Source organism: Devosia sp., assembly GCF_965229025.1.
Classification (GTDB): domain Bacteria; phylum Pseudomonadota; class Alphaproteobacteria; order Rhizobiales; family Devosiaceae; genus Devosia_A.
The window spans coordinates 1,398,366-1,420,286 of record NZ_OZ245853.1 but is presented as its reverse complement, the minus strand read 5'-3'; the positions used below and the strand labels follow the sequence as shown (position 1 = coordinate 1,420,286).

Annotated in this window: 21 protein-coding genes; 13 read left to right on the top strand and 8 right to left on the bottom strand. The window is 63.0% G+C overall.

Annotation, left to right across the window (positions count from 1 at the left end):
* Nucleotides 1-26: 26 nt before the first annotated feature.
* The 3 genes from ACO06J_RS07085 to ACO06J_RS07075 all read left to right on the top strand — a co-directional run bounded on the left by ACO06J_RS07085 (nucleotide 27) and on the right by ACO06J_RS07075 (nucleotide 4,290).
* Nucleotides 27-1,616, top strand: a complete 1,590-nt coding sequence (locus ACO06J_RS07085; RefSeq protein ID WP_421760004.1) for an EAL domain-containing protein — start codon at nucleotides 27-29, stop codon at nucleotides 1,614-1,616.
* A gap of 92 nt (nucleotides 1,617-1,708) precedes the next feature.
* Nucleotides 1,709-4,003 carry an NADP-dependent malic enzyme gene (locus ACO06J_RS07080; RefSeq protein WP_421760003.1) on the top strand — a complete coding sequence of 765 codons (2,295 nt, stop codon included), beginning with the start codon at nucleotides 1,709-1,711 and terminating at the stop codon, nucleotides 4,001-4,003.
* Nucleotides 4,000-4,290 carry a Dabb family protein gene (locus tag ACO06J_RS07075; RefSeq protein WP_421760002.1) on the top strand — a complete coding sequence of 97 codons (291 nt, stop codon included), beginning with the start codon at nucleotides 4,000-4,002 and terminating at the stop codon, nucleotides 4,288-4,290. Before ACO06J_RS07080 ends, ACO06J_RS07075 begins: the two co-directional genes overlap by 4 nt.
* A gap of 5 nt (nucleotides 4,291-4,295) precedes the next feature.
* Here the strand turns inward: ACO06J_RS07075 and ACO06J_RS07070 are convergent, their stop codons facing one another.
* The 4 genes from ACO06J_RS07070 to ACO06J_RS07055 all read right to left on the bottom strand — a co-directional run bounded on the left by ACO06J_RS07070 (nucleotide 4,296) and on the right by ACO06J_RS07055 (nucleotide 7,343).
* Nucleotides 4,296-4,667 (bottom strand): DUF86 domain-containing protein, encoded by a 372-nt coding sequence (locus tag ACO06J_RS07070; RefSeq protein WP_421760001.1) that lies wholly within the window; start codon nucleotides 4,665-4,667, stop codon nucleotides 4,296-4,298.
* Nucleotides 4,664-4,954, bottom strand: coding sequence for a nucleotidyltransferase family protein (locus ACO06J_RS07065; RefSeq protein ID WP_421760000.1), 291 nt, complete (start codon nucleotides 4,952-4,954; stop codon nucleotides 4,664-4,666). Before ACO06J_RS07065 ends, ACO06J_RS07070 begins: the two co-directional genes overlap by 4 nt.
* A 52-nt stretch (nucleotides 4,955-5,006) precedes the next feature.
* On the bottom strand, nucleotides 5,007-6,482 hold the full coding sequence (locus ACO06J_RS07060; protein ID WP_421759999.1) for an AMP nucleosidase: 1,476 nt from the start codon (nucleotides 6,480-6,482) through the stop codon (nucleotides 5,007-5,009).
* Nucleotides 6,483-6,857: 375 nt separating this feature from the next.
* Entirely contained in the window at nucleotides 6,858-7,343 is a 486-nt protein-coding gene (locus tag ACO06J_RS07055) for a hypothetical protein (protein WP_421759998.1), read from the bottom strand.
* A gap of 245 nt (nucleotides 7,344-7,588) precedes the next feature.
* On the opposite strand from ACO06J_RS07055, the gene ACO06J_RS07050 reads away from it, so the two are divergent.
* The gene (locus ACO06J_RS07050) at nucleotides 7,589-8,092 is read left to right on the top strand and encodes a DUF1993 domain-containing protein (protein WP_421759997.1); all 504 of its coding nucleotides are present in this window, start codon (nucleotides 7,589-7,591) and stop codon (nucleotides 8,090-8,092) included.
* A gap of 133 nt (nucleotides 8,093-8,225) precedes the next feature.
* Entirely contained in the window at nucleotides 8,226-10,154 is a 1,929-nt protein-coding gene (locus ACO06J_RS07045) for an alpha-amylase family protein (protein ID WP_421759996.1), read from the top strand.
* 4 nt (nucleotides 10,155-10,158) lie between these two features.
* Here ACO06J_RS07045 and ACO06J_RS07040 read toward each other — a convergent pair whose 3' ends face one another.
* Nucleotides 10,159-10,812, bottom strand: coding sequence for a sulfite oxidase-like oxidoreductase (locus ACO06J_RS07040; RefSeq protein ID WP_421759995.1), 654 nt, complete (start codon nucleotides 10,810-10,812; stop codon nucleotides 10,159-10,161).
* Between the two features lie 149 nt (nucleotides 10,813-10,961).
* Between ACO06J_RS07040 and ACO06J_RS07035 the strand changes: the two genes are divergently transcribed.
* Nucleotides 10,962-11,585, top strand: coding sequence for a DUF2076 domain-containing protein (locus ACO06J_RS07035; protein WP_421759994.1), 624 nt, complete (start codon nucleotides 10,962-10,964; stop codon nucleotides 11,583-11,585).
* Nucleotides 11,586-11,591: 6 nt separating this feature from the next.
* Here ACO06J_RS07035 and ACO06J_RS07030 read toward each other — a convergent pair whose 3' ends face one another.
* Both ACO06J_RS07030 and ACO06J_RS07025 read right to left on the bottom strand, forming a co-directional pair.
* Nucleotides 11,592-12,095 (bottom strand): cell wall hydrolase, encoded by a 504-nt coding sequence (locus ACO06J_RS07030; RefSeq protein WP_421759993.1) that lies wholly within the window; start codon nucleotides 12,093-12,095, stop codon nucleotides 11,592-11,594.
* Nucleotides 12,096-12,191: 96 nt separating this feature from the next.
* Complete coding sequence (locus ACO06J_RS07025) at nucleotides 12,192-12,521, bottom strand: hypothetical protein (RefSeq protein WP_421759992.1); 330 nt, start codon at nucleotides 12,519-12,521, stop codon at nucleotides 12,192-12,194.
* A gap of 172 nt (nucleotides 12,522-12,693) precedes the next feature.
* On the opposite strand from ACO06J_RS07025, the gene ACO06J_RS07020 reads away from it, so the two are divergent.
* Nucleotides 12,694-13,002 carry a hypothetical protein gene (locus tag ACO06J_RS07020; RefSeq protein ID WP_421759991.1) on the top strand — a complete coding sequence of 103 codons (309 nt, stop codon included), beginning with the start codon at nucleotides 12,694-12,696 and terminating at the stop codon, nucleotides 13,000-13,002.
* On the opposite strand, the gene ACO06J_RS07015 is transcribed toward ACO06J_RS07020, so the two are convergent.
* Nucleotides 13,003-13,638, bottom strand: a complete 636-nt coding sequence (locus tag ACO06J_RS07015) for a 5'-methylthioadenosine/S-adenosylhomocysteine nucleosidase (protein WP_421759990.1) — start codon at nucleotides 13,636-13,638, stop codon at nucleotides 13,003-13,005.
* Nucleotides 13,639-13,758: 120 nt separating this feature from the next.
* Here ACO06J_RS07015 and ACO06J_RS07010 point away from each other — a divergent pair, with 120 nt between their 5' ends.
* The 6 genes from ACO06J_RS07010 to ACO06J_RS06985 all read left to right on the top strand — a co-directional run bounded on the left by ACO06J_RS07010 (nucleotide 13,759) and on the right by ACO06J_RS06985 (nucleotide 21,809).
* Complete coding sequence (locus tag ACO06J_RS07010) at nucleotides 13,759-15,060, top strand: acetylornithine deacetylase/succinyl-diaminopimelate desuccinylase family protein (protein WP_421759989.1); 1,302 nt, start codon at nucleotides 13,759-13,761, stop codon at nucleotides 15,058-15,060.
* Nucleotides 15,061-15,201: 141 nt separating this feature from the next.
* A complete protein-coding gene (locus ACO06J_RS07005) occupies nucleotides 15,202-16,692 on the top strand; it encodes an ABC transporter substrate-binding protein (protein WP_421759988.1) in 1,491 nt (496 codons plus the stop codon).
* 196 nt (nucleotides 16,693-16,888) lie between these two features.
* Complete coding sequence (locus tag ACO06J_RS07000) at nucleotides 16,889-17,836, top strand: ABC transporter permease (RefSeq protein WP_421759987.1); 948 nt, start codon at nucleotides 16,889-16,891, stop codon at nucleotides 17,834-17,836.
* Nucleotides 17,833-18,699, top strand: a complete 867-nt coding sequence (locus ACO06J_RS06995) for an ABC transporter permease (RefSeq protein WP_421759986.1) — start codon at nucleotides 17,833-17,835, stop codon at nucleotides 18,697-18,699. Before ACO06J_RS07000 ends, ACO06J_RS06995 begins: the two co-directional genes overlap by 4 nt.
* Nucleotides 18,699-20,321: an ABC transporter ATP-binding protein gene (locus ACO06J_RS06990; RefSeq protein WP_421759985.1), complete on the top strand. Its 1,623-nt coding sequence runs from the start codon at nucleotides 18,699-18,701 to the stop codon at nucleotides 20,319-20,321. Before ACO06J_RS06995 ends, ACO06J_RS06990 begins: the two co-directional genes overlap by 1 nt.
* A 33-nt stretch (nucleotides 20,322-20,354) precedes the next feature.
* Complete coding sequence (locus ACO06J_RS06985) at nucleotides 20,355-21,809, top strand: aldehyde dehydrogenase family protein (protein ID WP_421759984.1); 1,455 nt, start codon at nucleotides 20,355-20,357, stop codon at nucleotides 21,807-21,809.
* The last annotated feature ends 112 nt before the right edge of the window (nucleotides 21,810-21,921 follow it).

Below are 21,921 nucleotides of genomic sequence, written 5' to 3'. Positions count from 1 at the left end.
CTACTGGGCAGGTCCGGATTCGCGTCTTGAAATCGAAATACTCCCATATCCTGGTGCTGCTGGCCGCGATCTGCGCGTTCCTGCCGGTTATGGCTGTGGATTTCCTGCTCGATTCCTATGTGCGGGTGCGTGAACGGGCGCATCTGCAGTCGGCTGCAGATGCCATTGCGTCGCGCGTTCAGGCCAATGCCTATGACACCATCGCCTCGCTGCGGCATGTCTTGGCGGACAGCCCGTCGCTGTGCACGCCGACCTTTGTCGCCAATATCCACAAGCTGATGGCGCAGAGCGTCTACCTCAAGCAGGTGCTGGTCGAGAATGGCGACGGCGTGCAGTACTGCGATGGACTGGGGCAGAACCTCGACTACTCGCCGCTCTCACGCGTCCTGTCGGTGCCGGGCCATACCGAGACCATCGAGGTAGTGCAGTATGGCGAGATGGGCGTGCCGGCCCTCAAGGTGACGCAGGCCTTTGGAACCACCCGCACAGTCTCTGCCTTTGCGCCGGTAGTATCGGCCGATCCGGCGAGCCTCCTTGCCGGTTTGAAGCCATCTTCCATGGTGCAACTGGACCTGACTGATGGCGCTGAGATTTTCGGAATCGGCGATCGAAGCGGCTACGCCAACAGGGGGAACACCGAATACCTGACGGCAGAGGCCTTTGCAGGCGAACTGCCGATCCGGGTGACAGCGGCGGTGCCCTTTGCCATCGTGAGGGCTGACTATGGCGATCTGGATGCGAGTTTTACCGTCCTGACCAGCCTGATGTGCGCAGCATTCCTGATTCTCGCGCTGCAATACGTGCGGAAGTCGGACCTGCCGGCCTTCGATCTGGAGCGTGCCATCGCCGCTGGGGAGTTGAAGCCGTACTACCAGCCGGTGATCAATCTGAGGACAGGCGCGCTGGCCGGGTGTGAGGTTCTGTGCCGGTGGGAAAAGAAGAACGGCGAGATCATCAATCCCGGCATGTTCATCGAATATGCCGAGGTCACGGGGCTCGCCATTCCGATGACCCTGAGCCTGATGCAACAGGTCAAGGCCGACCTCGGCGCGCTTTGCCGCGACCTGCCGGACCTGAAGATCTCGATCAACCTGTTCGAGGGCCATTTCCGCGACGGCAGCATCGTGGAGGATGTGCAGTCGATCTTTTCCGGCTCGCCGATCTCATTCCGCCAACTGGTGTTCGAGATCACCGAGCGCCAGCCGCTCGACAAGCAAATGCAGGCGCACAGCGTCATCGCAGGGCTGCACGCGCTGGGGGCGCGCCTCGCCATGGATGATGCCGGCACGGGCCATTCCAACCTCGCCTATATGCAGACCCTCGGTGTTGACGTGATCAAGATCGACCGGGTGTTCGTCGATATGATCAAGCCTGATACCCAGAGCGTGCCGGTGCTCGATGGGCTGATCACCATGGCGCGCGAGCTCAATACCGAGATCGTCGCCGAGGGCGTCGAGACCGAGGAACAGGCGATCTACCTGCGCGGTCGCGGCGTCATCATGGCGCAGGGCTATCTGTTTGCACCCGCCTTGCGCGCCGGCCCGTTCCGCGACCTGGCACGGGCATTGAACCCGCAGCCACAGCGCATCAGCCTGGTTGAGGCCGAGGCGGCGTAGGGAAAACTGGCGGGTGCAGTTTCCTCCAACGGCGTCCTTCCCATCGCCACCATTTAGTGGCACTCACTCAAGAACTTAAGGGGAGAGTAGCCATGTCCGCCGATATGACCGAGCAGAAGAAGGCCTTGCGCGAAGCGGCGCTGCACTTTCATCAGTTTCCGAAGCCCGGAAAACTCGAAATCCAGGCCACCAAGCCGCTCGGCAACCAGCGCGACCTGTCGCTCGCCTATTCCCCCGGCGTCGCGGCGCCCTGTGAGGAGATTGCGGCCGACCCGGAGGCCGTGACCAAGTATACCTCACGCGGCAACCTGGTTGCTGTGATCTCGAACGGCACGGCGGTGCTGGGCCTGGGCAATATCGGTGCCCTGGCATCCAAGCCCGTAATGGAGGGCAAGGCGGTGCTCTTCAAAAAGTTTGCCGGCATCGACGTCTTCGACATCGAGATCGACGAGACTGACCCCAAGAAATTCGTAGAAGTGGTGCGGCCGCTGGAGCCGACCTTTGGCGGCATCAACCTCGAGGACATCAAGGCACCAGAGTGCTTTGCCATTGAGGAAGAGCTGCGCGACCGGATGAAGATTCCGGTATTCCATGATGACCAGCACGGCACGGCGATCATCGTCGGCGCGGCGGTGCTCAACGGGCTGGAACTGAGTGGCAAGCGGATCGAGGACGTGAAGATCTGCACGTCCGGCGCCGGGGCTGCGGCGATCGCATGCCTCAACATTCTCGTGGCGCTGGGCGCCAAGCTTGAGAACATCTGGGTGGCCGACAAGGACGGGCTGCTCACCGACAAGCGCGACGACGTCAACGACAAGTGGCGCGGTCGGTTCTGCCGGAAGTCGAATTTTACCGCGCTCTCCGAGGTGATCGAAGACGCGGATATCTTCCTCGGTCTCTCGGCGGCCGGTGCGCTGAAGCCTGAGATGCTGGCCAAGATGGGGAAGAGCCCCCTGGTGCTGGCCCTCGCCAATCCCAACCCCGAGATCATGCCGGAAGTCGCCAAGGCCGTGCGGCCCGATGCGATGGTGTGCACCGGGCGGTCCGACTATTCCAACCAGGTCAACAACGTCCTCTGCTTCCCCTATATTTTCCGCGGCGCGCTCGATGTCGGCGCGACGGCGATCAACGAGGAAATGAAACTGGCGGCAGTCAAGGCCATCGCCAAGCTGGCGCATGATCCGGGCCTCGAAGTGTCGCCCAGCGGGCTGCCAGCGGTGTTCGGGCCGGACCACATCATCCCCAACCCGTTCGACCAGCGGCTGATCCTGCGCATTGCGCCGGCCGTGGCACGGGCGGCGATGGAGTCGGGGGTGGCCAAGCGCCCGATCCTCGATTTCGACGCCTACCTCCAAAGCCTCAACCGGTTCGTGTTCCGCTCCGGCCTCGTCATGCGGCCGGTGATCGACCGGGCGCAGGGGCAGGGCAAGCGCGTCGTCTTCTCCGATGGCGAGGACGAGCGCGTGCTGCGCGCGGCCCAGGTGCTGCTCGAAGAGCGTATCGCGCGGCCGATCCTGATCGGACGCCCGGCGGTGCTCGAAAGCCGCATTGCGCGCTTCGGGCTGACGCTGAAGCCGGGCATCGACTTCGAGGTCATCAACCCCGAGGACGATCCGCGCTATCGCGACTATGTGGCGCTGTTCCATTCGCTGGTAGGCCGCAATGGCGTGACCCCGGACACCGCCCGTACGATTGTCCGCACCAACACCACGACGATCGCGGCCCTGGCAGTGAAACGTGGCGATGCCGATGCGATGCTCTGCGGGTTGCAGGGGCGGTTCATCAAGCACGTGCGCGACATCCGCTCGGTGATCGGCATGCAGGATGGGGTAAAGGACCTCTCGGCGCTCTCGATGCTGATCATGCCGCGCGGCGCGTTCTTTCTCGCAGACACATATGTGAATATGGATCCGACGCCCGACGAACTGGTGTCGATCGCGCTGCAGGCCCGCGACCACCTCAAGCGCTTCAATATCGAAGCCCGTGCGGCGCTGCTCAGCTACTCGAACTTCGGCTCACGCGATGGCGACAGCGCCTTCAAGATGCGCGAGACCTACAACAAGCTGATGGTGCTGGCGCCCGACATGATCATCGAGGGCGAAATGCAGGGGGACCTGGCGCTCAACGAGGAACTGCGCGCCCGCTACATTCCGGATTCGGTGCTGCATGGCGAAGCCAACCTGCTGCTGTTTCCCAACCTCGACAGCGCCAACCTGTCGATGACGCTGCTCAAGGAAATGAACAACGCGCTCGCCGTCGGCCCGATTCTGATGGGTCCGCGCGCGCCCGCCCACATTCTCGCCCCCTCGACCACCAGCCGTGGAATCGTCAATATGGCTGCAATCGCCGCCAGCGAAGCGGTGACTCTGGGAGAGAGGACAGCATGATCAGGCATACGGTGATCTTCACACTCAAGCACGCACACGGCTCGCTGCAGGAAAAGGCATTCCTGCGAGACGCCAAGGTGCTGACCGAGATTCCGGGCGTAAAGAAATTCGAGCAGCTCAAGCAGGTGAGCCCGAAGAACAATTACCAGTTCGGCTTCTCAATGGAATTCGCCGACCAGGCCGCCTACACGGCCTACAACGTCCACCCCAAGCACGTGAAGTTCGTCAAAGAACGCTGGGAGCGCGAGGTAGAGGCGTTTCTGGAGATCGACTACGTGCCGGTGTGAGGGGGCTAGTCCTTCGACGACAGCCTGGGATCGAGTTCCCCGAGTGCTTCGATCTTCGATAGGAGGTCTGGAAGTGACTCGTGGATCACCACCCAAATTGTCGACATCTCCAACTGATCATAGTCGTGTACGATCCGGTTTCGCAGTCCGCGGATTTTGTTCCACGGCCAGTCAGGGTGCTTCGCCACAAAGTCCGGCGAGCGCCTTTCGATCCGGGCGGTGGCCTCACCGATGAGGATCAGACACATGGCACAGGCTTTCTGTGTGGTCGCCGACTCCAGGAATTCACCCTCAGACATTTCCGCGACGAACGAGATTGCATCCGCAGCAGCCCGCTTCATGCTGTCGAGGCTCAGCGCAACGCGTTCGTCGATCATACTGGCAAGGCCTCGGCCAAGACCTTGTCGCGAATGAATCTGTGAAGTCCCTCGGATGTGACAATGTCCACTCGGACACCGAGAGCTTCTTCAAGGTCGCTCTGAAGCCCGGTCAGGTCGAAAAGGCTTGTTTCAGGCACAGTATCGACAACGATGTCGATGTCGCTGTCGTCCTTGTCTTTCCCGTGCAGCACGGAACCAAAAATGCGCGGGTTGGCCACGCGGTACCGTGAGGCCACCTCGCGGATCAACGCTCTGTTCTGTTCGAATACTTCGGACGGGCGCATCTCACAGTCTCCTGACTTAAGGATAGGATACGCCCGGCGTATTGCAAGCGCGCTACTGGAACGCCGTTTCCGCAAAGCTCCGCAACTTCCGCGAGTGGAGCTTCTCCGCCGGTTGATCGCGGAGGATTTCCATGGCCCTGAGGCCGATCTGGAAGTGGCGGTTGACCTGGGTGCGGTAGAAGTCTGAGGCCATGCCCGGAAGCTTGAGCTCGCCGTGGAGCGGCTTGTCGGAGACGCAGAGCAGGGTGCCGTAGGGGACGCGGAAGCGGAAGCCGTTGGCGGCGATGGTGGCCGATTCCATGTCCAGCGCCACTGCGCGCGACTGGCTGAGCATGCGCGTGATTTCGGTCTGGTCGCGCAGTTCCCAGTTGCGATTGTCGAACGTCGCGACCGTGCCGGTGCGCATGATGCGCTTGGTTTCGATGCCTTCGAGATGGGTGACCTCGGCCACTGCTTTTTCAAGCGCCACCTGGACTTCGGCGAGCGCTGGGATCGGGACGGTGACCGGGAGATCCGCGTCGAGGACGTGGTCCTGGCGGAGATAGGCGTGGGCGAGGACGTAGTCGCCCAGTTCCTGCGAATTGCGGAGGCCGGCGCAGTGCCCGAGCATGATCCAGGCATGCGGACGCAGCACGGCGATATGGTCTGTCGCGGTCTTCGCGTTTGATGGCCCGACGCCGATGTTGACGATCGTGATGCCGCGGTTACGCGGCATGGTCAGGTGCAGCGCCGGCATCTGCGGGATGCGGGTAGCCCGCGTGCCCGAGGTGCCGCCGCCAAGCCTGCTGTTGTGAGTGACGAAGCCGCCGGGCTCGACGAAGCTCTCGTATTCAGGGTGGCCCTCTTCCATGTAGCGCTGCGCGGTGCGCGCGAACTCATCCATGTAGAAGCCGTAGTTGGTGAAGATCACGAAGTTCTGGAAGTGATCGGGCTCGGTACCTGTGTAGTGGCTCAACCGCTGCAGCGAATAGTCGACGCGCGGTGCGGTGAAGTGGGCGAGCGGGTAGGGGCCGCCGGGGGGTGGCACGAACGTGCCGTTGGCGATTTCGTCATCGGTGTCGGCGAGGTCGGGCACATCGAACAGGTCGCGGAGCGGGATGGGGAGCGCGTTGATCGCCTCTCCGTCAATCCGCTCGGTGGTCGGGATGGCAAAGTGCAACGGAATCTTGGTCGACGATTCGCCCACCTCGATGGCCCCGCCATGATTGCGGAGGATCACCGTGAACTGTTCGATCAGGTAGGTCTTGAACAGATCCGGCGCAGTGATCGTGGTGCGATAGAGGCCGGGGGTGTGCAAGTAGCCGTAGGGCAACGTGCTGTCGGTCTTGCCATAGCTGCGGGAGGTGACCTGCACCTCCGGGTAGAAAGCGCGCACGCGGCCCTTGGGCACGTGTCCCTTGGTGAGGCGCAGCAACTGGTCACGGATGAAGCCTGTGTTGCGGTGGTAGATCTCGGAGACATAGGCCCAGGCTGCCTGAGGGTCAGTAAAAGCCTTCTGCGGCAGCGGGGGCGGCGTGATGGTATCCATGACGGTCTCTTTGCATTGCAGGCCTGCCAGGTTCCCCATGGGAAGGGGCGGAGCACCGCTTTGCAGCCCATCCTTAGGGGCTTCGGCGGGTTTCGGCAACTGGCCGACATTAACGGCAGTTCATGAGTTTCAAGTTTGAGTGATGGCTCTTTTCCTGCCGCAAACTGCCACCATCTTTAGAGGCAGTTCACTGGACTACTGCAAACGACCCATGCACCGGTGAACCTCGAGAAGTTGCCCGCCGCTGCCCCCAAGCCCTCAACAGTGCGGCCGGCGCTTCTCAGGACCGCAGTACCGGAAACGGTGCTGCGGTCCCTTCATTTTAGCCCATACGATGTTTGTCGTGACAGCTTAGCGACGGCTGCGGCGCCCAACTCAGTCGCGGCGCTTGGCAGTCACGGTCTTCGATTTCAGGCCCGCCGGCTGCGGGTCGTAAGTGCAGGTCATCGCACCGAGGACCGGGTAGTCGGGGTTAATCAGTTTGGCAATGATCGCCGCCAGAGCGGAGAGGCCACGGCAATCGAGACGATCAGCCGACCAGTCCTTGCCCTTGTTGCAGTCTGCCCGCCGCAGTTTGATCGAAACGTCGCGCCCGCTTACCGACCAGTTCAGCCTGCCGTCGCACTTCAGTCCGTCGCGGCCACGCACTTTGTATGTGCTATCTGCCTTGAGACAAAAGCTCATTCGGTAGGGGCCATAAAGGTCCTGAGCGATGGAATAACATCCCCTTACGATGGCGCCCTCCGGCTTCCCGGGCACCACAACGCGGGCCTCCGGCATTTCAGCGAAGGCTGAAGAGACCGCAAAGGCAACAAACAACAGCGCCACCAGACAGCGCTTTCCGAATTCCACAAACCGCATCTGACTTTCCTCCCGCAGTATTCAGCAATCTCGGACCGATATTGGGCCGGTCACAGTGAAACGCCAGAACCACTTCTGGTCAACTGCGCCGGCCGCCCCGCCATCCCCATCAATTCGGATAGACAATAGACTGCGGCAAGCCAGCGCGCTTTATGCGCCGCGGTAGGGCGTCGACAACCTGTGACGCAGGCTCTATATCGTCGCCTGCCGATGGGTCGTTTGGGCCCGGAGTCAGAGGGAAATCGATGTCACTGTCCATGTATGCGCTCACCGTCCCGGTGTTCACGCGTTATCTCACCAATCTCGACGCAGTGCTGGCCAAGGCCGAGGCGAATGCCGCCGAACGCAAGATCAAGCCGGAGGTGCTTCCTGCATCGCGGCTGGCGCCCGATATGCTGCCGCTGAGCTTCCAGGTGCAGTCGACGACCGACCGCATGAAGCTGCTGCTGGCCCGCCTGAGCGGTCGCGAGGCGCCGGCCTGGGAAGACACTGAAACGACGATCGAGCAACTGCGCGCCCGTGTGAAGAAGGCGCTGGACTACGTGGCGACCTTCACGCCGGCCGAACTCGATGGCAGCGAAACCAAGACTCTGAGTTTGCGCCAGCGCGGCCAGGAAGTTCAGGTTCCGGCGTTCAGCCACACATTCGAGAACGCCGTTCCCCAGATTTTCTTCCACCTCACGGCCGCCTACGCGATCCTGCGTCACAACGGCGTGCCGATCGGCAAGGGCGACTTTACCGGCGCCTGATCCGGATCACGTCTTTTTTGCGGGGCGCCTGCGGCGATTGCCGCGGGCGCCCTGTGACGTTTTAGTCGCCGGCTAGGGCACTGGCGGCAATAGCATCCCGTGCTAGAGTTTGGACATGCCGGGGAGGGTATCGATGCAGACACTGCTGGAGAGCGCACTCGATGTTGCGCTGGGCGAGCTTGGCGGCGCCTCGAAATCGGATCGCAATACCTTTGATCTGAGGTTCCGCCGCAGTTTTGCCGACCTATATGCGCCTTTGCAGGTGCTCTACGGCCATCTTCCTGAATTTGAGGCGGTGATGCTGGCGCTCGCTCGGCGCCTTGCTGCGGCCTGGGCCAACCGCGGCGACGCACTGAAGCTGAACGACCTGAGGCGCGACCTCGAGCCGGACTGGTTCCTGCGCCCCGACATGGTCGGGTATGTGTTCTACCTCGATCGCTTCAATGCCGACCTAAAGGGCGTGCTCGACAAACTCGACTACCTCGAAGACCTCGGCGTCACCTACGTTCACTTTATGCCCTGCCTGATGCCGCGCCCCGGCGACAGTGACGGCGGCTATTCGGTGATGGACTACCGCCAGATTGACCCACGCTTTGGCACCATGGCGGATATGGAAACCGTAACGGCAGCGTTACGCGAACGCGGCATCAGCGTTTGCATCGACCTGGTGCTGAACCACACGGCCAAGGAGCATGAGTGGGCAAAGAAGGCCCGCGCAGGCGATCGGAAGCATCAGGCCTTCTACTGGATGTTCGACGACCGCACGCAGCCCGACATCTATGAGCGGAGCCTGCTGGAAATCTTCCCCGAACACGCGCCGGGCAACTTTACCTGGTACGAAGATGCCCAAAAGTGGGTGTGGACGACGTTCAACGAGCACCAGTGGGATCTCAACTGGTCTAACCCGGAGGTGATGCTCGAGATCATCGACATAATGCTGTTTCTCGCCAATCAGGGCGTTGAGGCGGTGCGGCTCGATGCGGTGGCCTTCATGTGGAAGCGGCCGGGCACGCAGTGTCAGAACGAGCCGGAAGTGCACCAGATCCTCCATGCGCTCCGCGCAGCGAGCCGCATTGCGGCGCCAGCGCTGATCCACAAGGAAGAGGCGATCGTCTCCCCCAAGCAGCTGATCCCCTATCTCGGAGTCGGCGAGCACACCGGCAAGGAAGGCAATCTCGCCTACCACAACTCGTTGATGGTGCAGTTCTGGTCAGCGCTCGCCACGCGGAGCACATCCCTGATGACCAGGGTGATGGGCACGCACTTTCCCTCGCGCTTCGTCAACGCAACCTGGGGCACGTACCTGCGCTGCCATGACGATATCGGCTGGGCCATCACCGACGAGGATGCCGGCGCGCTCGGCATGGACGGCAGCCGGCACCGTAGCTTTCTCGCCGACTTCTACGAAGGCCACTTTCCCGGCAGTTTTGCGCGGGGCGGGGCGTTCCAATCGAACCCTGCAACCGGCGACCGGCGCACCAATGGTTCCTGCGCATCGCTGTGCGGGCTGGAGACGGCGCTTGAGGCCGGAGACGCCAACGCTGTCTCCAATGCCATCCAGCGCATACTGATGGGGCACGCGCTGATCGCCAGCTTCGGCGGGGTGCCGTTGCTCTACATGGGCGACGAACTCGGGATGACGAACGACCAGAGCTACCTTGCCGACCCGCATCTAAGCCACGACAGCCGCTGGATGCACCGGCCGAAGATGGACTGGGAGCGGGCCCAACACCGGCATGACCAGACCACGGTCGAAGGCCAAATCTACTCGGGCATCAGCCGAATCCTGGCGCGGCGCAAGGCCACTCTGCAGCTGCATGCGGACAATCCGACCGAGATCCTCGATGCTGGCATCGACGGCGTCTTCGCCTTCCGCCGCGTCAGCCCAACGGGAAACCTGGTGGGCCTGTTCAACTTCACCGAGAACTGGCTGCCTGTGAGCCGCGCGTGGGTCGCGGCAAACGGGGTGGCGGAATTCTGGGACCACCTCAGCGAGGCTAAGGTGGAGACGCCGGGCGACGTGGTGGCACTGCCGCCCTATGCGCGGGCGTGGATGAGCTGAAGCCTCAGCTGTAGCGCTCTTCGGTCCATGGATCGGCGTGGTTATGGTAGCCGCGCACTTCCCAGAAGCCACGATGGTCCTTGTCGACGAACTCGATCCGCCGCAACCATTTCGGGCTTTTCCAGAAATAGAGGTGCGGCACCACGAGGCGCACCGGGCCGCCGTGGTCGAGCGTCAATGGCTCGCCCTCCCAGCTGTGGACGATCATCGCGTCGGCACTGGCGAAGTCCTCGAGCGCCATATTGGTGGTGTAGCCATCGTTGGAGGTGAACAGGACGAACCTGGCTTCGGGTTTCACCCCGACCACATCCATCAACTGGTGGGTGGTCACGCCATCCCAGCGGTTGTCGTAACGCGACCAACTGGTGACGCAGTGGATGTCCGTCACCTTGCGCGTTTGCGGCTGCGCCATCAGGTCGGTGAAGGACCAGGCCTGAGGGTTGTCCACCAGCCCGGCGATATCCATCCGCCAGACTTCCTTGGGCACTTTGGGGGTCTGCCCCAGATCGAGCACCGGCCAGTTTTTCACCAGGTGCTGGCCCGGCGGCAGGCGCGCGTCCTCGGGTCGCGACTGCTGGCCGGTGAGGAACTTGCCTAGCTCCGCCCAGCGCGACTTGGTCTTGGTGAGCTTGGAATCTTCTGGGATATCGTCGGACATGCTGACCTCTTTCGCTTTGCCCTGAGCTTGTCTCCGCCATCGCCCAAGTCAATGCACAAATCCGCATGGTCCGATTTTCCCAGCGCTTGGCATTGTTAGGCACCCGGCTGGTCCCCATCTCTGTCCTAGCCAAACGATGGAGGCCGAACATGCTGAGCCCTGAAGATCGCAATGCCATTGAAGGTCTGTTTTCCCGCCTCGCCGAGGCGGAGCGCCGCGCTCCGCAGAGGGATGCCGAAGCTGAGGCGCTGATCAATCGCGAGCTGGTCCGCCAACCAGCAGCGCCGTACTACCTCGCGCAGACCGTGGTGGTGCAGCAGCAGGCGCTGGAGCAGGCGGAGCAGCGGATTGCCAAGCTTGAGCGGCAGCTGGCCGAGCGCGAACGTGGCGGCATGTTTGGGGGCCTGTTCGACGACGGCCGCGGTCGTCAGAACCGCTATGATGACCGGCAGGTGCAGGCCAACACGCAGCGCAATCGCGGCCCGTGGGATCGCGACGAATCCTACGGACGTGGGCAGGGCGGCGGCGGCTTCCTCGCCGGTGCCGCGCAGACGGCGCTCGGCGTTGCCGGTGGCGTGATGCTGGGCAACATGATCGGCTCGATGTTCGGCGCTGGGGCGGCTCATGCCGCGACACCTGACAACAGCCAGTCCGACAACAGCTCCGATGCGGGGCAGGACAACCAGCAGGATTCGCAACAGGACAGCGACTTTGGCCAGGGCGATGCCGGCTTTGGCGGCGATGACGGCTTCGATATCGGCGGTGACTTCTAGCCGGGCCTAGTTGAGAAAAGCCAAAGCCGCGAATGGGTTGTTGGTGAACGTTCCGGCCTTGCGCTTCTCGTAAAACGAGTTCCCGCCCGCCTCGAGCACGTAGTACATGTTGTCGTAGGGGAACTTGTACCCGGCCGTGTGGAAGTGCTTGACGTTCTTGCTGAGCGACGGATGCCGGGCGCCGCGCAATACGTGATCGGCGACGCTGTAAGCGAGCGCCGCTGACCGCTTCTCAGTCATCTTTTTCCACATTACGCCCGGTGCGAACTGGTTTTGCTGGCCCACCACTCCGCAGACGCTGTGGGGATATTTTGGGTCAGCGAGGCGGTTCATCACCACCGTGCCGACGGCAAGCATGCCTTCTTCGCTGGAGCGGTTGGATTCAAAGTACATCGCCCGCGCCAGGCAATCGCGCGAGGAGAGGTTCCCGAAGCCGGAAAAGATCGAGCAGCCGCCTAAAAGCGTTGCCATCAGGGACGCTGCGAGGAGCAGCCTGAGGGAATTCGTCACCGGTGACTCCAGAACACAAAACAACTAGGGAGCCGGGCCGACGCTGCCCGATCTCCCTAAAATAGCGGTTCCAGAGTTAAGAAGGCGTTTGCGATATCAGCGGCGTCGAGACTTGCCGCTGCTCATGATCAGGGTGGCGAGGCAGGCGAGGCCCGCCACGGCGACGACGGCGGGAAACGGGTCCTTGCCAACTGCGCGGCCGGCCTTGCTTGCCTGGCGGCCGAGCACCCGCGCTGCCACGGCGCCTCCATGCCAGGCGGTGTCGGCGAGGCCATGTGCGAGATGGCTCACATCGCGCCCGGCGCCCGAAGCAAGGTGGCGCATGTTGCTTGAAATGTGGGCGACTTCACGCGAGAGGCTGGCGAGCTGCCCGTTCAGCTGATGCTGGTAGGTGCTGATGTCGAAAGGGGAATGGCGGCGGGACATTTGAGCGCTCCGTGTCTTTTCAGCAGCCTAACGGTCGGGCGAGGCGCGAAGTTCCCCGAGCTTGGCAAAACAGAGTGCGACAATCGGGTGCCCCAAAAACTTTGGGGCCACACTTTCATTCCGCACTTTCAGCCCCCATGTCGGTCCGAGCAACAACGGGAGGCGATGACGCATGGCGGAAAAGGAACAGGCACGGCTCAACAGGCAGTTTGACCGCATCGGGCGCGCCGTGCCGGCCTCGAGCGGTTTTCTCGAATGGGCCAGGCGTCCGTCGTCGCGGCTGCTCCGCATTCCGCTTGGCATCCTGCTCGTCCTGGGCGGGATCTTCAGCTTCCTGCCGGTCCTCGGCGTCTGGATGCTTCCGCTTGGGCTGTTCCTCTTGGCACTCGACCTGCCCTTCCTCCAGGGCCCGCTGAACCGCGTGACGCTGTGGGCGCAGCGCAAGTGGACGAACTGGCGCCGCAAACGCCGCGACAAATAGCTATTCGAGCGTCCCCGCGGATACCGCTGCTTCGAGCAGATCAACGGCGTGGGCGAGTTTTTCGTCGATGATGTGGAGGTACTGCGTCCAATCCTCGATCTGGCGCAGATCTTCGTCGCCATCCGAAATGCCGCGCAGCGCGATCAGCGGCAGTTGGAAGCGCTGGCAGGCGCGCAGCACCGCATAGGTCTCCATATCTACCATTTCGGCGCCAGCGCTTCGATAGGCCTTGCCTGAGACGATGTTGGCCCCGGTCGAAAGCGTCGCCTTCTCGATCCCCGGAACGAACGGGCCGAGCGGCAGCACGGCAGGAAGATGGAGGAACGGCGTCACTCCGGGCTCGAAGCCAAGCGGCGAGGCGTCCATGTCGCGATAGCGCACGGAGGTGGCCTGGTAGATGCCCGTCTGCTCCAGCACCGCTGACCCTGCCGATCCTAGCGAGACAACGATGGCAGGCATCTGCGCCGCCGCAGACAGCTGACTCAGCCGCTGCGTCACCGCGATGGCGGCTTCCACCGGCCCGACGCCCGTCATCAGCGGAGTGATGCGAGACCTGAGATGCGGGCCATACTCATTGGCGACTGCCATGACATAGAGAATCTCGGGAGCGCCGGGGGTGCGGTTTGCGAAGGGCATGGTGATCCGGGATTTGGGTCGGCCGGCGAGGGGTAAGCGGAAGCGGCTGCGTTCGCAAGTCGCAGGATGACCAACCAGTGGCGCATTGACAGGACCTTTCAAGGACCACAGGCTGAGGGGATGACCACCTCCGACCTACATGCCCGGCTCTGTGCCGAAATTGACGCGCGCCGCGATGACCTGATCGCGCTGACCCAGGATTTGATCCGCATTCCCACGGTCAATCCGCCCGGAAACAACTATCGCGAGATCTGCGAGTACCTCGCCAAGCGCTTGAGCAAATCCGGTTATGCCGTTGAACTGATTCGCGCCGAGGGCATGATTGGCGACAGCGACAAGTACCCGCGCTGGAACATCGTCGCCCGCCGCGAGGGCGGTCGGCCGGGCGAGACCGTCCACTTCAACTCGCATCACGACGTGGTGGAGACCGGCAGCGGCTGGACCTTTGATCCCTTTGGCGGCAAGCTCAAAGACGGCAAGATCTATGGCCGCGGCACCTGCGACATGAAGGGCGGCCTTGCGGCCTCAATCATCGCCGCCGAGGTCTTCGGCGACCTCGTGCGGGAGTTTGCCGGCGCAATTGAAATCTCGGGCACGGCGGACGAGGAAACCGGCGGCTTCGGCGGCGTCGCGTACCTCGCGGGCAAGGGCTACTTCTCGCCCGAGCGGGTGCAGCACGTCATCATCCCCGAGCCGCTCAACAAGGACCGTATCTGCCTCGGTCACCGCGGCGTCTGGTGGGCCGAGATCGAAACGCACGGGCGCATCGCCCATGGCTCAATGCCGTTCCTCGGCGACAGCGCCATCCGCCATATGGCGGCGCTTCTGCGCGAGTTTGAGGACACGCTCTACCCTGCGTTGGCGAACAAGCATACGGCGATGCCCGTGGTGCCGCCCGGCGCGCGCCAATCGACCATGAACATCAACTCGATCCATGGCGGACAACCGGAGCCCGAAGATGGGTTTACCGGCTTTCCCGCGCCGGTCGTGGCGCACTCGGCCCGCATCATCATCGACCGGCGGTACCTGATCGAGGAGAGCCCGGTGGCGGTGCGGCAGGAGGTGATCGACCTGCTCGAAAAGCTGAAGCGCGAGCGGGCAGGGTTCTCCTACGAGATCAAGGACCTCTGGACCATCTCGCCGACCATGACAGAAAAGGACGCGCCGATCGTGCGTTCGGTCGCCAAAGCGATCCACGAAGTCCTCGGGTTGGCGCCCGAATATGTGGTTTCGCCCGGCACTTACGACCAGAAACACATCGACCGCATCGGGCTGTTGAAGAACTGTATCGCCTATGGGCCGGGCATCCTCGATCTCGCACACCAGCCCGACGAGTATGTCGGGGTGGATGACATGTTGGACTCGGCAAAGGTGATGGCGCTGACGCTATCCGACCTGCTCGGGCCAGATCGCGCGGAGTGAGCTTTGGCACTGGAACGCGATTCTACCAAAGCGCCTCGAATGGCGAAAAACACGTCACGCAACCGGTTCACCTTGCGGCAGAACCGTCCTAGGATGACTGCAAGGCCGTAGGGAATGCGGCCGCCAACAGAAGGGTATATCATGCGCAAATCACTGGTTGTGCTGGCACTTGCCGGCGCTCTGGCTATGACCACCGCCTTGACGCCGGCGTTCGCGCAGGCGCGCACCGATGTGAAGGTTGGCCTTGTGCTCGAGCCACCAAGCCTTGATCCCACGGCCGAGGCCGCCGCGGCGACCGATGAGGTTGTGTACGCCAACATCTTCGAGGGCCTGACCCGTATCCTGTCGGACGGCAGTGTCGTTCCCGACCTCGCCAAGTCCTGGGACATTTCCGAGGACGGGCTGACCTATACGTTCCATCTGGTCGAAGGCGCCAAGTTCCACGACGGCACCGACTTTAGCGCCGATGACGTCAAGTTCTCGCTCGACCGCATCAATGCCGAAGGCTCGCTGAACGCCCAGAAGGCGCTCTACACGTCGATCGCTTCGGTGGAAGTGGTTGACCCGGCGACCGTCAAGGTGACGCTGAAGCAGCCCGACGGCAACTTGATCTACAACCTCGCCTGGGGCGATGCGGTGATCGTTGCGCCCGAGAGCGCCGACAACAATAAGACCAACCCGATCGGTACTGGCCCGTTCGTGTTCAAGGATCGTGTCGAGGGTGATCACATCACCATCGAAAAGAACCAGAGCTACTGGGGCACCCCGGCCAAGCTCGAAAGCGCCACCTTCCGCTTCATCGGCGACCCGACAGCTGCCTACGCAGCGCTGCAGGCCGGCGACGTCGACAGCTTCCCGAACTACCCCGCGCCCGAGACCGTGTCGCAGTTCGCCAGCGACCCGCGCTTCCATGTCGTGGTGGGCTCGACCGAAGGCGAGACCGTGCTTTCGATGAACAACGCCAAGCCGCCGCTGGACAACGTCAAGGTGCGTGAGGCGATTGCCCATGCGATCGACCGCAAGGCGATCATCGATGGCGCCATGTTCGGCTACGGCCAGCCGATCGGCACCTTCTTCCCGCCGTCCAATAAGGACTATGTGGACCTGACCGCGCAGTCGAACTACGACCCCGAAAAGTCGAAGGCTCTGCTGGCTGAAGCCGGGATCACTGACCTGACGCTGAGCCTCAAGCTCCCGCCGGTGGATGGCTATGCCCGAAAGGGCGGTGAAATCATCGCGCAGCAGCTGGCCGCCGTTGGCATCAAGACAGAAGTCACCAACGTCGAGTGGGCGCAGTGGCTGAGCGAAGTGTTCACCGACAAGAACTACGACCTCTCGATCGTCTCGCACACCGAGCCCAACGATATCGGGATCTTTGCGCGGCCGGACTACTACTTCCAGTACAAGAACGCTGATTTCGACAAGATCATCGCGGATCTCGCGGTGGCTTCTGATCCGGCAAAGCGCTCCGAACTGCTGAAGGCCGCGCAGAAGAACCTCGCGGACAATTATGCCGCTGGCTTCCTGTTCGAGCTCGCCAAGGTTGGCGTCGAAAACGCCAAGCTCAAGGGCATGTGGGAAAACGCGCCGACCCAGGCGACCGACCTCACCGCCGTCTACTGGGAACAGTAAGGTTCAGGAGGCGGGCGCAAGCCCGCCTCCAACTTGTTATCTTGACCACCACACGTCCACCATTCATCGCTGTCATCCCTGCGAAAGCAGGGACCCACGTCTCCGCCGGCGCAGGTATGGAGTTGGGTCCCTGCTTTCGCAGGGATGACATCGGGTGTTGGTTGGTAAGCGCGTGCCGAACAGGGGCGGGGATCTGATGCCCAGCTTCATTCTCGGACGCATCCTATCGCTGGTGCTCAGCCTGATCGCGGCGAGTATTGTCATCTTCCTAGTGCTTGAAGTCGTGCCTGGAGACCCGGCGCAGTTCATGCTGGGGCTGAATGCGACGCCCGAGGCGGCCGACGCGTTGCGCAAGTCGCTCGGCATCGATGGTCCGCTGCTGCAGCGCTATTTCACCTGGGTATTTGGCCTGCTGCACGGCGATTTCGGCATCAGCTACACCTACAAGGTGCCAGTGGCACAACTGATCGGTGACCGCATCTGGATCTCGCTTCCGCTCGCCATTTACGCGCTGGCGCTATCGACACTGATCGCCTTTCCGGCCGGTATAATCGCCGCCGTGCGCCGCAACTCGGCAGCCGACGTCGGCATCATGGGCGCAACGCAACTCGGCGTCGCCATCCCTAATTTCTGGTTCGCCATGCTCCTGGTGCTGGTCTTTGCGATCACGCTGCACTGGTTCACGGCCGGCGGCTTTCCGGGCTGGCAGGACCCGTTCCAGGCCATGAAGGCATTGACACTACCGGCGATTGCCCTCGCTCTGCCGCAAGCATCGATCCTCGCGCGAGTCATGCGCTCGTCGCTGCTTGATACACTCGACGAGGACTATATCCGCTCGGCTCGCGCCAAGGGCCTGAGCCGGGGCCAGACGCTCTGGCGGCATGCGCTGCGCAATGCGCTGATCCCGGTGCTGACCATCATCGGGCTGCAGTTTTCCTTTCTGCTGGCGGGCGCCATCATCATCGAGAACGTATTCTTCCTCCCGGGCCTCGGCCGTCTGGTATTCCAGGGAATCACCTCGCGCGACCTGATCGTCGTCAAATCGGTGGTGATGCTGCTGGTGTTTGCGGTGATCCTCGTCACCTTCCTCGTCGACATCACCTACGCGATCGTCGACCCCAGGCTGCGGCGGGTGGCGCGATGACGACCATTGCCGCACCGGCTCGTACTGACAGCCTGTTCAGGGCCGCGCTGCGCTCGCCCAACCTGTTGATTGGCGGGACCATCACGCTGATCTTCGTGACGCTCGCACTGCTCTCTTTCGTCTGGACGCCTTACGACTTCGTCGCCCAGAACATCCCCAACAAGCTCAAGCCCCCAACCGCAGAGCATTGGCTGGGGACCGACCATTTCGGCCGCGACGTGTTCTCGATGCTGATGGTCGGCGCCCGCACGTCGATTGCGGTCGCGTTCATCGCGGTCACCGTCGCCATGGTGATCGGCGTGCCGCTCGGACTGTTCGCGGCCGCCAAGCGCGGCACGGTGATCGACGACATCGTCATGCGCGGCAACGACCTGATCTTTGCCTTCCCGGCGCTGCTGATCGCCATCCTGATCACGGCGGTGTTCGGCCCCGGGGCCGTCAACGCCATCATCGCGGTCGGTCTGTTCAACATGCCGGTGTTCGCACGTCTCGCGCGGGCCGGGGCGTTGAGCCTGTGGCAGCGCGAATTCATCCTCGCGGCCCGTGTTGCCGGAAAAGGGCCGGCCAGGATCTCGCTAGAGCACATCCTCCCCAACATCCTCAACACCCTGGTGGTGCAGGCCACCATCCAGTTCGCGCTTGGCATCCTTGCCGAAGCCGCACTGGCCTATGTCGGGTTGGGCGTGCAGCCACCGACGCCGAGCTGGGGCAAGATGCTGGCCGACAGCCAGACGCTGATCGCCATCGCCCCGCACGTGGCGCTCGCTCCTGGCCTCACCATCGTGCTGATGGTTCTGGGCGTGAACTTGCTGGGCGACGGGCTGCGTGACCTGTTCGACCCACGCCTGCGGCGGGTGCGCTGATGGCTCTGCTCGAGGTCAAGGATCTGGTGCTGACGATCGGCGCGACCGAGATTCTGAAAGATATCGACCTGTCCGTCGATGCTGGCGAAATTCTCGGTGTGATCGGCGAGTCCGGTTCGGGCAAGTCGATGACTGCGCTGTCGATCATGCAGCTTCTGCCCACCGGCTCGGCGACCCGTGGTTCGATCCGTCTCGACGGCACTGAGGTGTTGAACCTTCCCGACGCCGAGATGCGGAAGATCCGCGGCGGTATTGCGGGCATGGTGTTCCAGGAGCCGATGACGGCGCTGAACCCGGTCAAGACCATCGGCGAGCAGGTGGCGGAAACTGCCCTGGTGCACGGCCGCATGTCTCGGCGCGAGGCCATGGACATTGCGCGGCAGACACTGGAGCGCGTCGAACTCCCGGCCGACCGTTTTCCGCTCGATCGCTTCCCGCACGAGTTGAGCGGCGGGCAGCGCCAGCGTGTGGTGATCGCCATGGCCATCGCCATGCGGCCCAAGCTGCTGATTGCCGATGAGCCGACGACGGCGCTCGACGTGACGACGCAGGCGCAGATCTTGAAGCTCTTGAGAAAACTCGTCGATGAAGACGGCATGGGGCTGATCTTCATCACCCATGACCTCGGTGTCGTCGCGGGGCTCGCGGACAAGGTTGCAATCATGCGCCACGGCGAGGTGGTGGAAGCAGGGCCGACGGTGTCCCTCTTCCGCAATCTCCAACATCCCTATTCGCGAGCGTTGTTCGAGGCCTCGTCGCATGTGCCGCCGCGCGTACCGCCTGCGGTCAGTGGCGGGACGCCGGTGCTGGCGGTCGACAAGGTGATCCGCGAGTACCCGCTGCCACGGCGGGGGCTGTTTGGCCCCAAGCGGGCCAACCGCGCCGTCAACGGCGTCAGCCTCCGCATCGAGCGCGGCGAAAATGTCGGGCTGGTGGGAGAGAGCGGCTGCGGGAAATCCACGCTTGCCCGCGCGATCATGGCTCTGGAGCCGGTACAGGGCGGCAGCATCGTCATTGGCGGCGAGCCGATCGATCCGCGCAACGGCGCCAGCTTTGCAACACGGCGGCATCTGCAGGTGGTCTTCCAGGACCCCTATGGCAGCTTCAACCCGCGCCACCGCGTTGACCGGCTGGTGACCGAGCCGTTCCACCTCCTCGGCGCTGCGGCACCTCAGGGAGCGGAGCGTGACAAGCGTATCGCACGGGCACTCGAAGAAGTGGGACTAACCTCTGCCGATGCGAACAAGTACATCCACGAGTTCTCAGGCGGCCAGCGCCAGCGTGTCGCCATTGCGCGGGCGCTGATCATCGAGCCGAGCCTGATTATTCTCGATGAGGCAGTGTCAGCGCTTGATGTGTCGATCCGGGCTCAAATCCTCGACCTGCTATCCGACCTCTCGGACCGTCTGCAGCTTTCCTACCTGTTCATCTCGCATGACCTGTCGGTGGTGCGGTCGATCACCGACCGGGTGCTGGTGATGCGGCGCGGCGAGATCGTCGAGTCGGGGCCGACGGAAGAGGTATTCCGCAATCCGCAGCACGCCTATACCAAGGAACTGATTGCGGCGACGCCAAACCTCGAACGGGCCCTCGCGGCGCGCGAAGCCGGGCTGGCCGACTAGGAGCGTGGTTGCCCACGCGTGAAAGTATCGACCATGACTGACCTCAACCTCTTCTTCGACCCCAAAAAGTGCTTCATCGGCGGGCGCTGGGTGACGCCGTTGAGCGGCGCCTACCTGCCGATCGAGAATCCCTCGACTGGCCAAATGATCGGCGAGATTGCGCGCGGGTCAGCGGCCGATATAGATGCGGCGGTTGCAGCGGCGCAAGCCGCACTGGCGGGGGAATGGGGGCGAACGCCTGCTGCAGAGCGCGGGCGCATCCTTACGCGCATCGGCCGGAAGGTGCTGGAGCGGGTCGATGACCTCGCGCGCATCGAGGCCATGGATGTGGGCAAACCGCTGAAGCAGGCGCGAGCCGATGCGCTGGCGCTGGCCCGCTACCTCGAATTCTATGGCGGCGCCTGCGACAAGATCCACGGCGAGACCATCCCCTATCTCGAGGGCTACACGGTCTACACGCTACGCGAGCCGCACGGGGTGACCGCGCACATCATCCCCTGGAACTACCCCATGCAGATCATCGGCCGCTCGGTGACGGGCGCGCTGGCCATGGGGAACGCCGCGGTACTGAAGCCTGCAGAGGAGGCCTGCCTCACCGCTATCGCCTTTGCAAAGATCGCCGAAGAGGCAGGGCTGCCGTCCGGGGCGCTGAATGTCGTACCAGGGCTGGGGGAAGAAGCTGGCGCCGCGCTGACTGCTCACCCCGGCGTCAACCACATCTCGTTTACAGGCTCTGTCGGTGTCGGGCGCATGATCCAGCATGCCGCGGCGGAAAACGTCGTGCCGGTGACGCTGGAGCTGGGTGGCAAGTCACCGCAGCTGGTGTTTGCGGATGCCGATCTCGACCGTGCGCTGCCGTTCCTCGTCAATGCCGGCATCCAGAATGCCGGGCAGACCTGCTCGGCCAGTTCGCGCATCCTGGTGCAGCGCTCTATCCATGACGAACTGCTCGCGCGCATGACCGAACGCTATAAGGCGCTGAAGGTCGGCCCGGCACTGTCCGATCTCGATCTGGGGCCGCTCGTCTCCGAGCGACAGAAAGAGATCGTTGGCGAGTTCCTCAGCGATTTGGGCGGAGCCGAGATTGCCGGGCAGGGGACCATTGTCGGCGAAGCGCCGGGCGGCGGGCACTATCTGGCGCCGTCGCTGCTGTCTGGCGTGTCCCCAGACAACCGGCTGGCGCAGGACGAAATCTTCGGGCCGGTGCAGGTGGTGATCCCGTTCGAGGATGAGGCGGAGGCCGTGGCCATCGCCAATGGCACCGACTACGGCCTCGTTGCAGGCGTCTGGACTCGCGATGGCGGACGACAGATGCGCATGGCCAAAGCGATCAAGACCGGTCAGGTCTTCCTCAACAACTATGGCGCCGGCGGCGGCGTCGAGCTGCCCTTCGGCGGTGTCGGCAAATCCGGCCACGGCCGCGAAAAGGGCTTTGAGGCGCTCTATGGGTTTTCAGTGTTGAAGACCGTGGCGGCGTGGCACGGGTAGAACGGTGACCACAAACCCCTCACCCGTCTCGGCCGTTGGCCGATCCACCCTCTCCCCGACGGGGAGAGGAATCCCGGCCGCGAGGTCGGCGTACTATTCTTCTCCCCGTCGG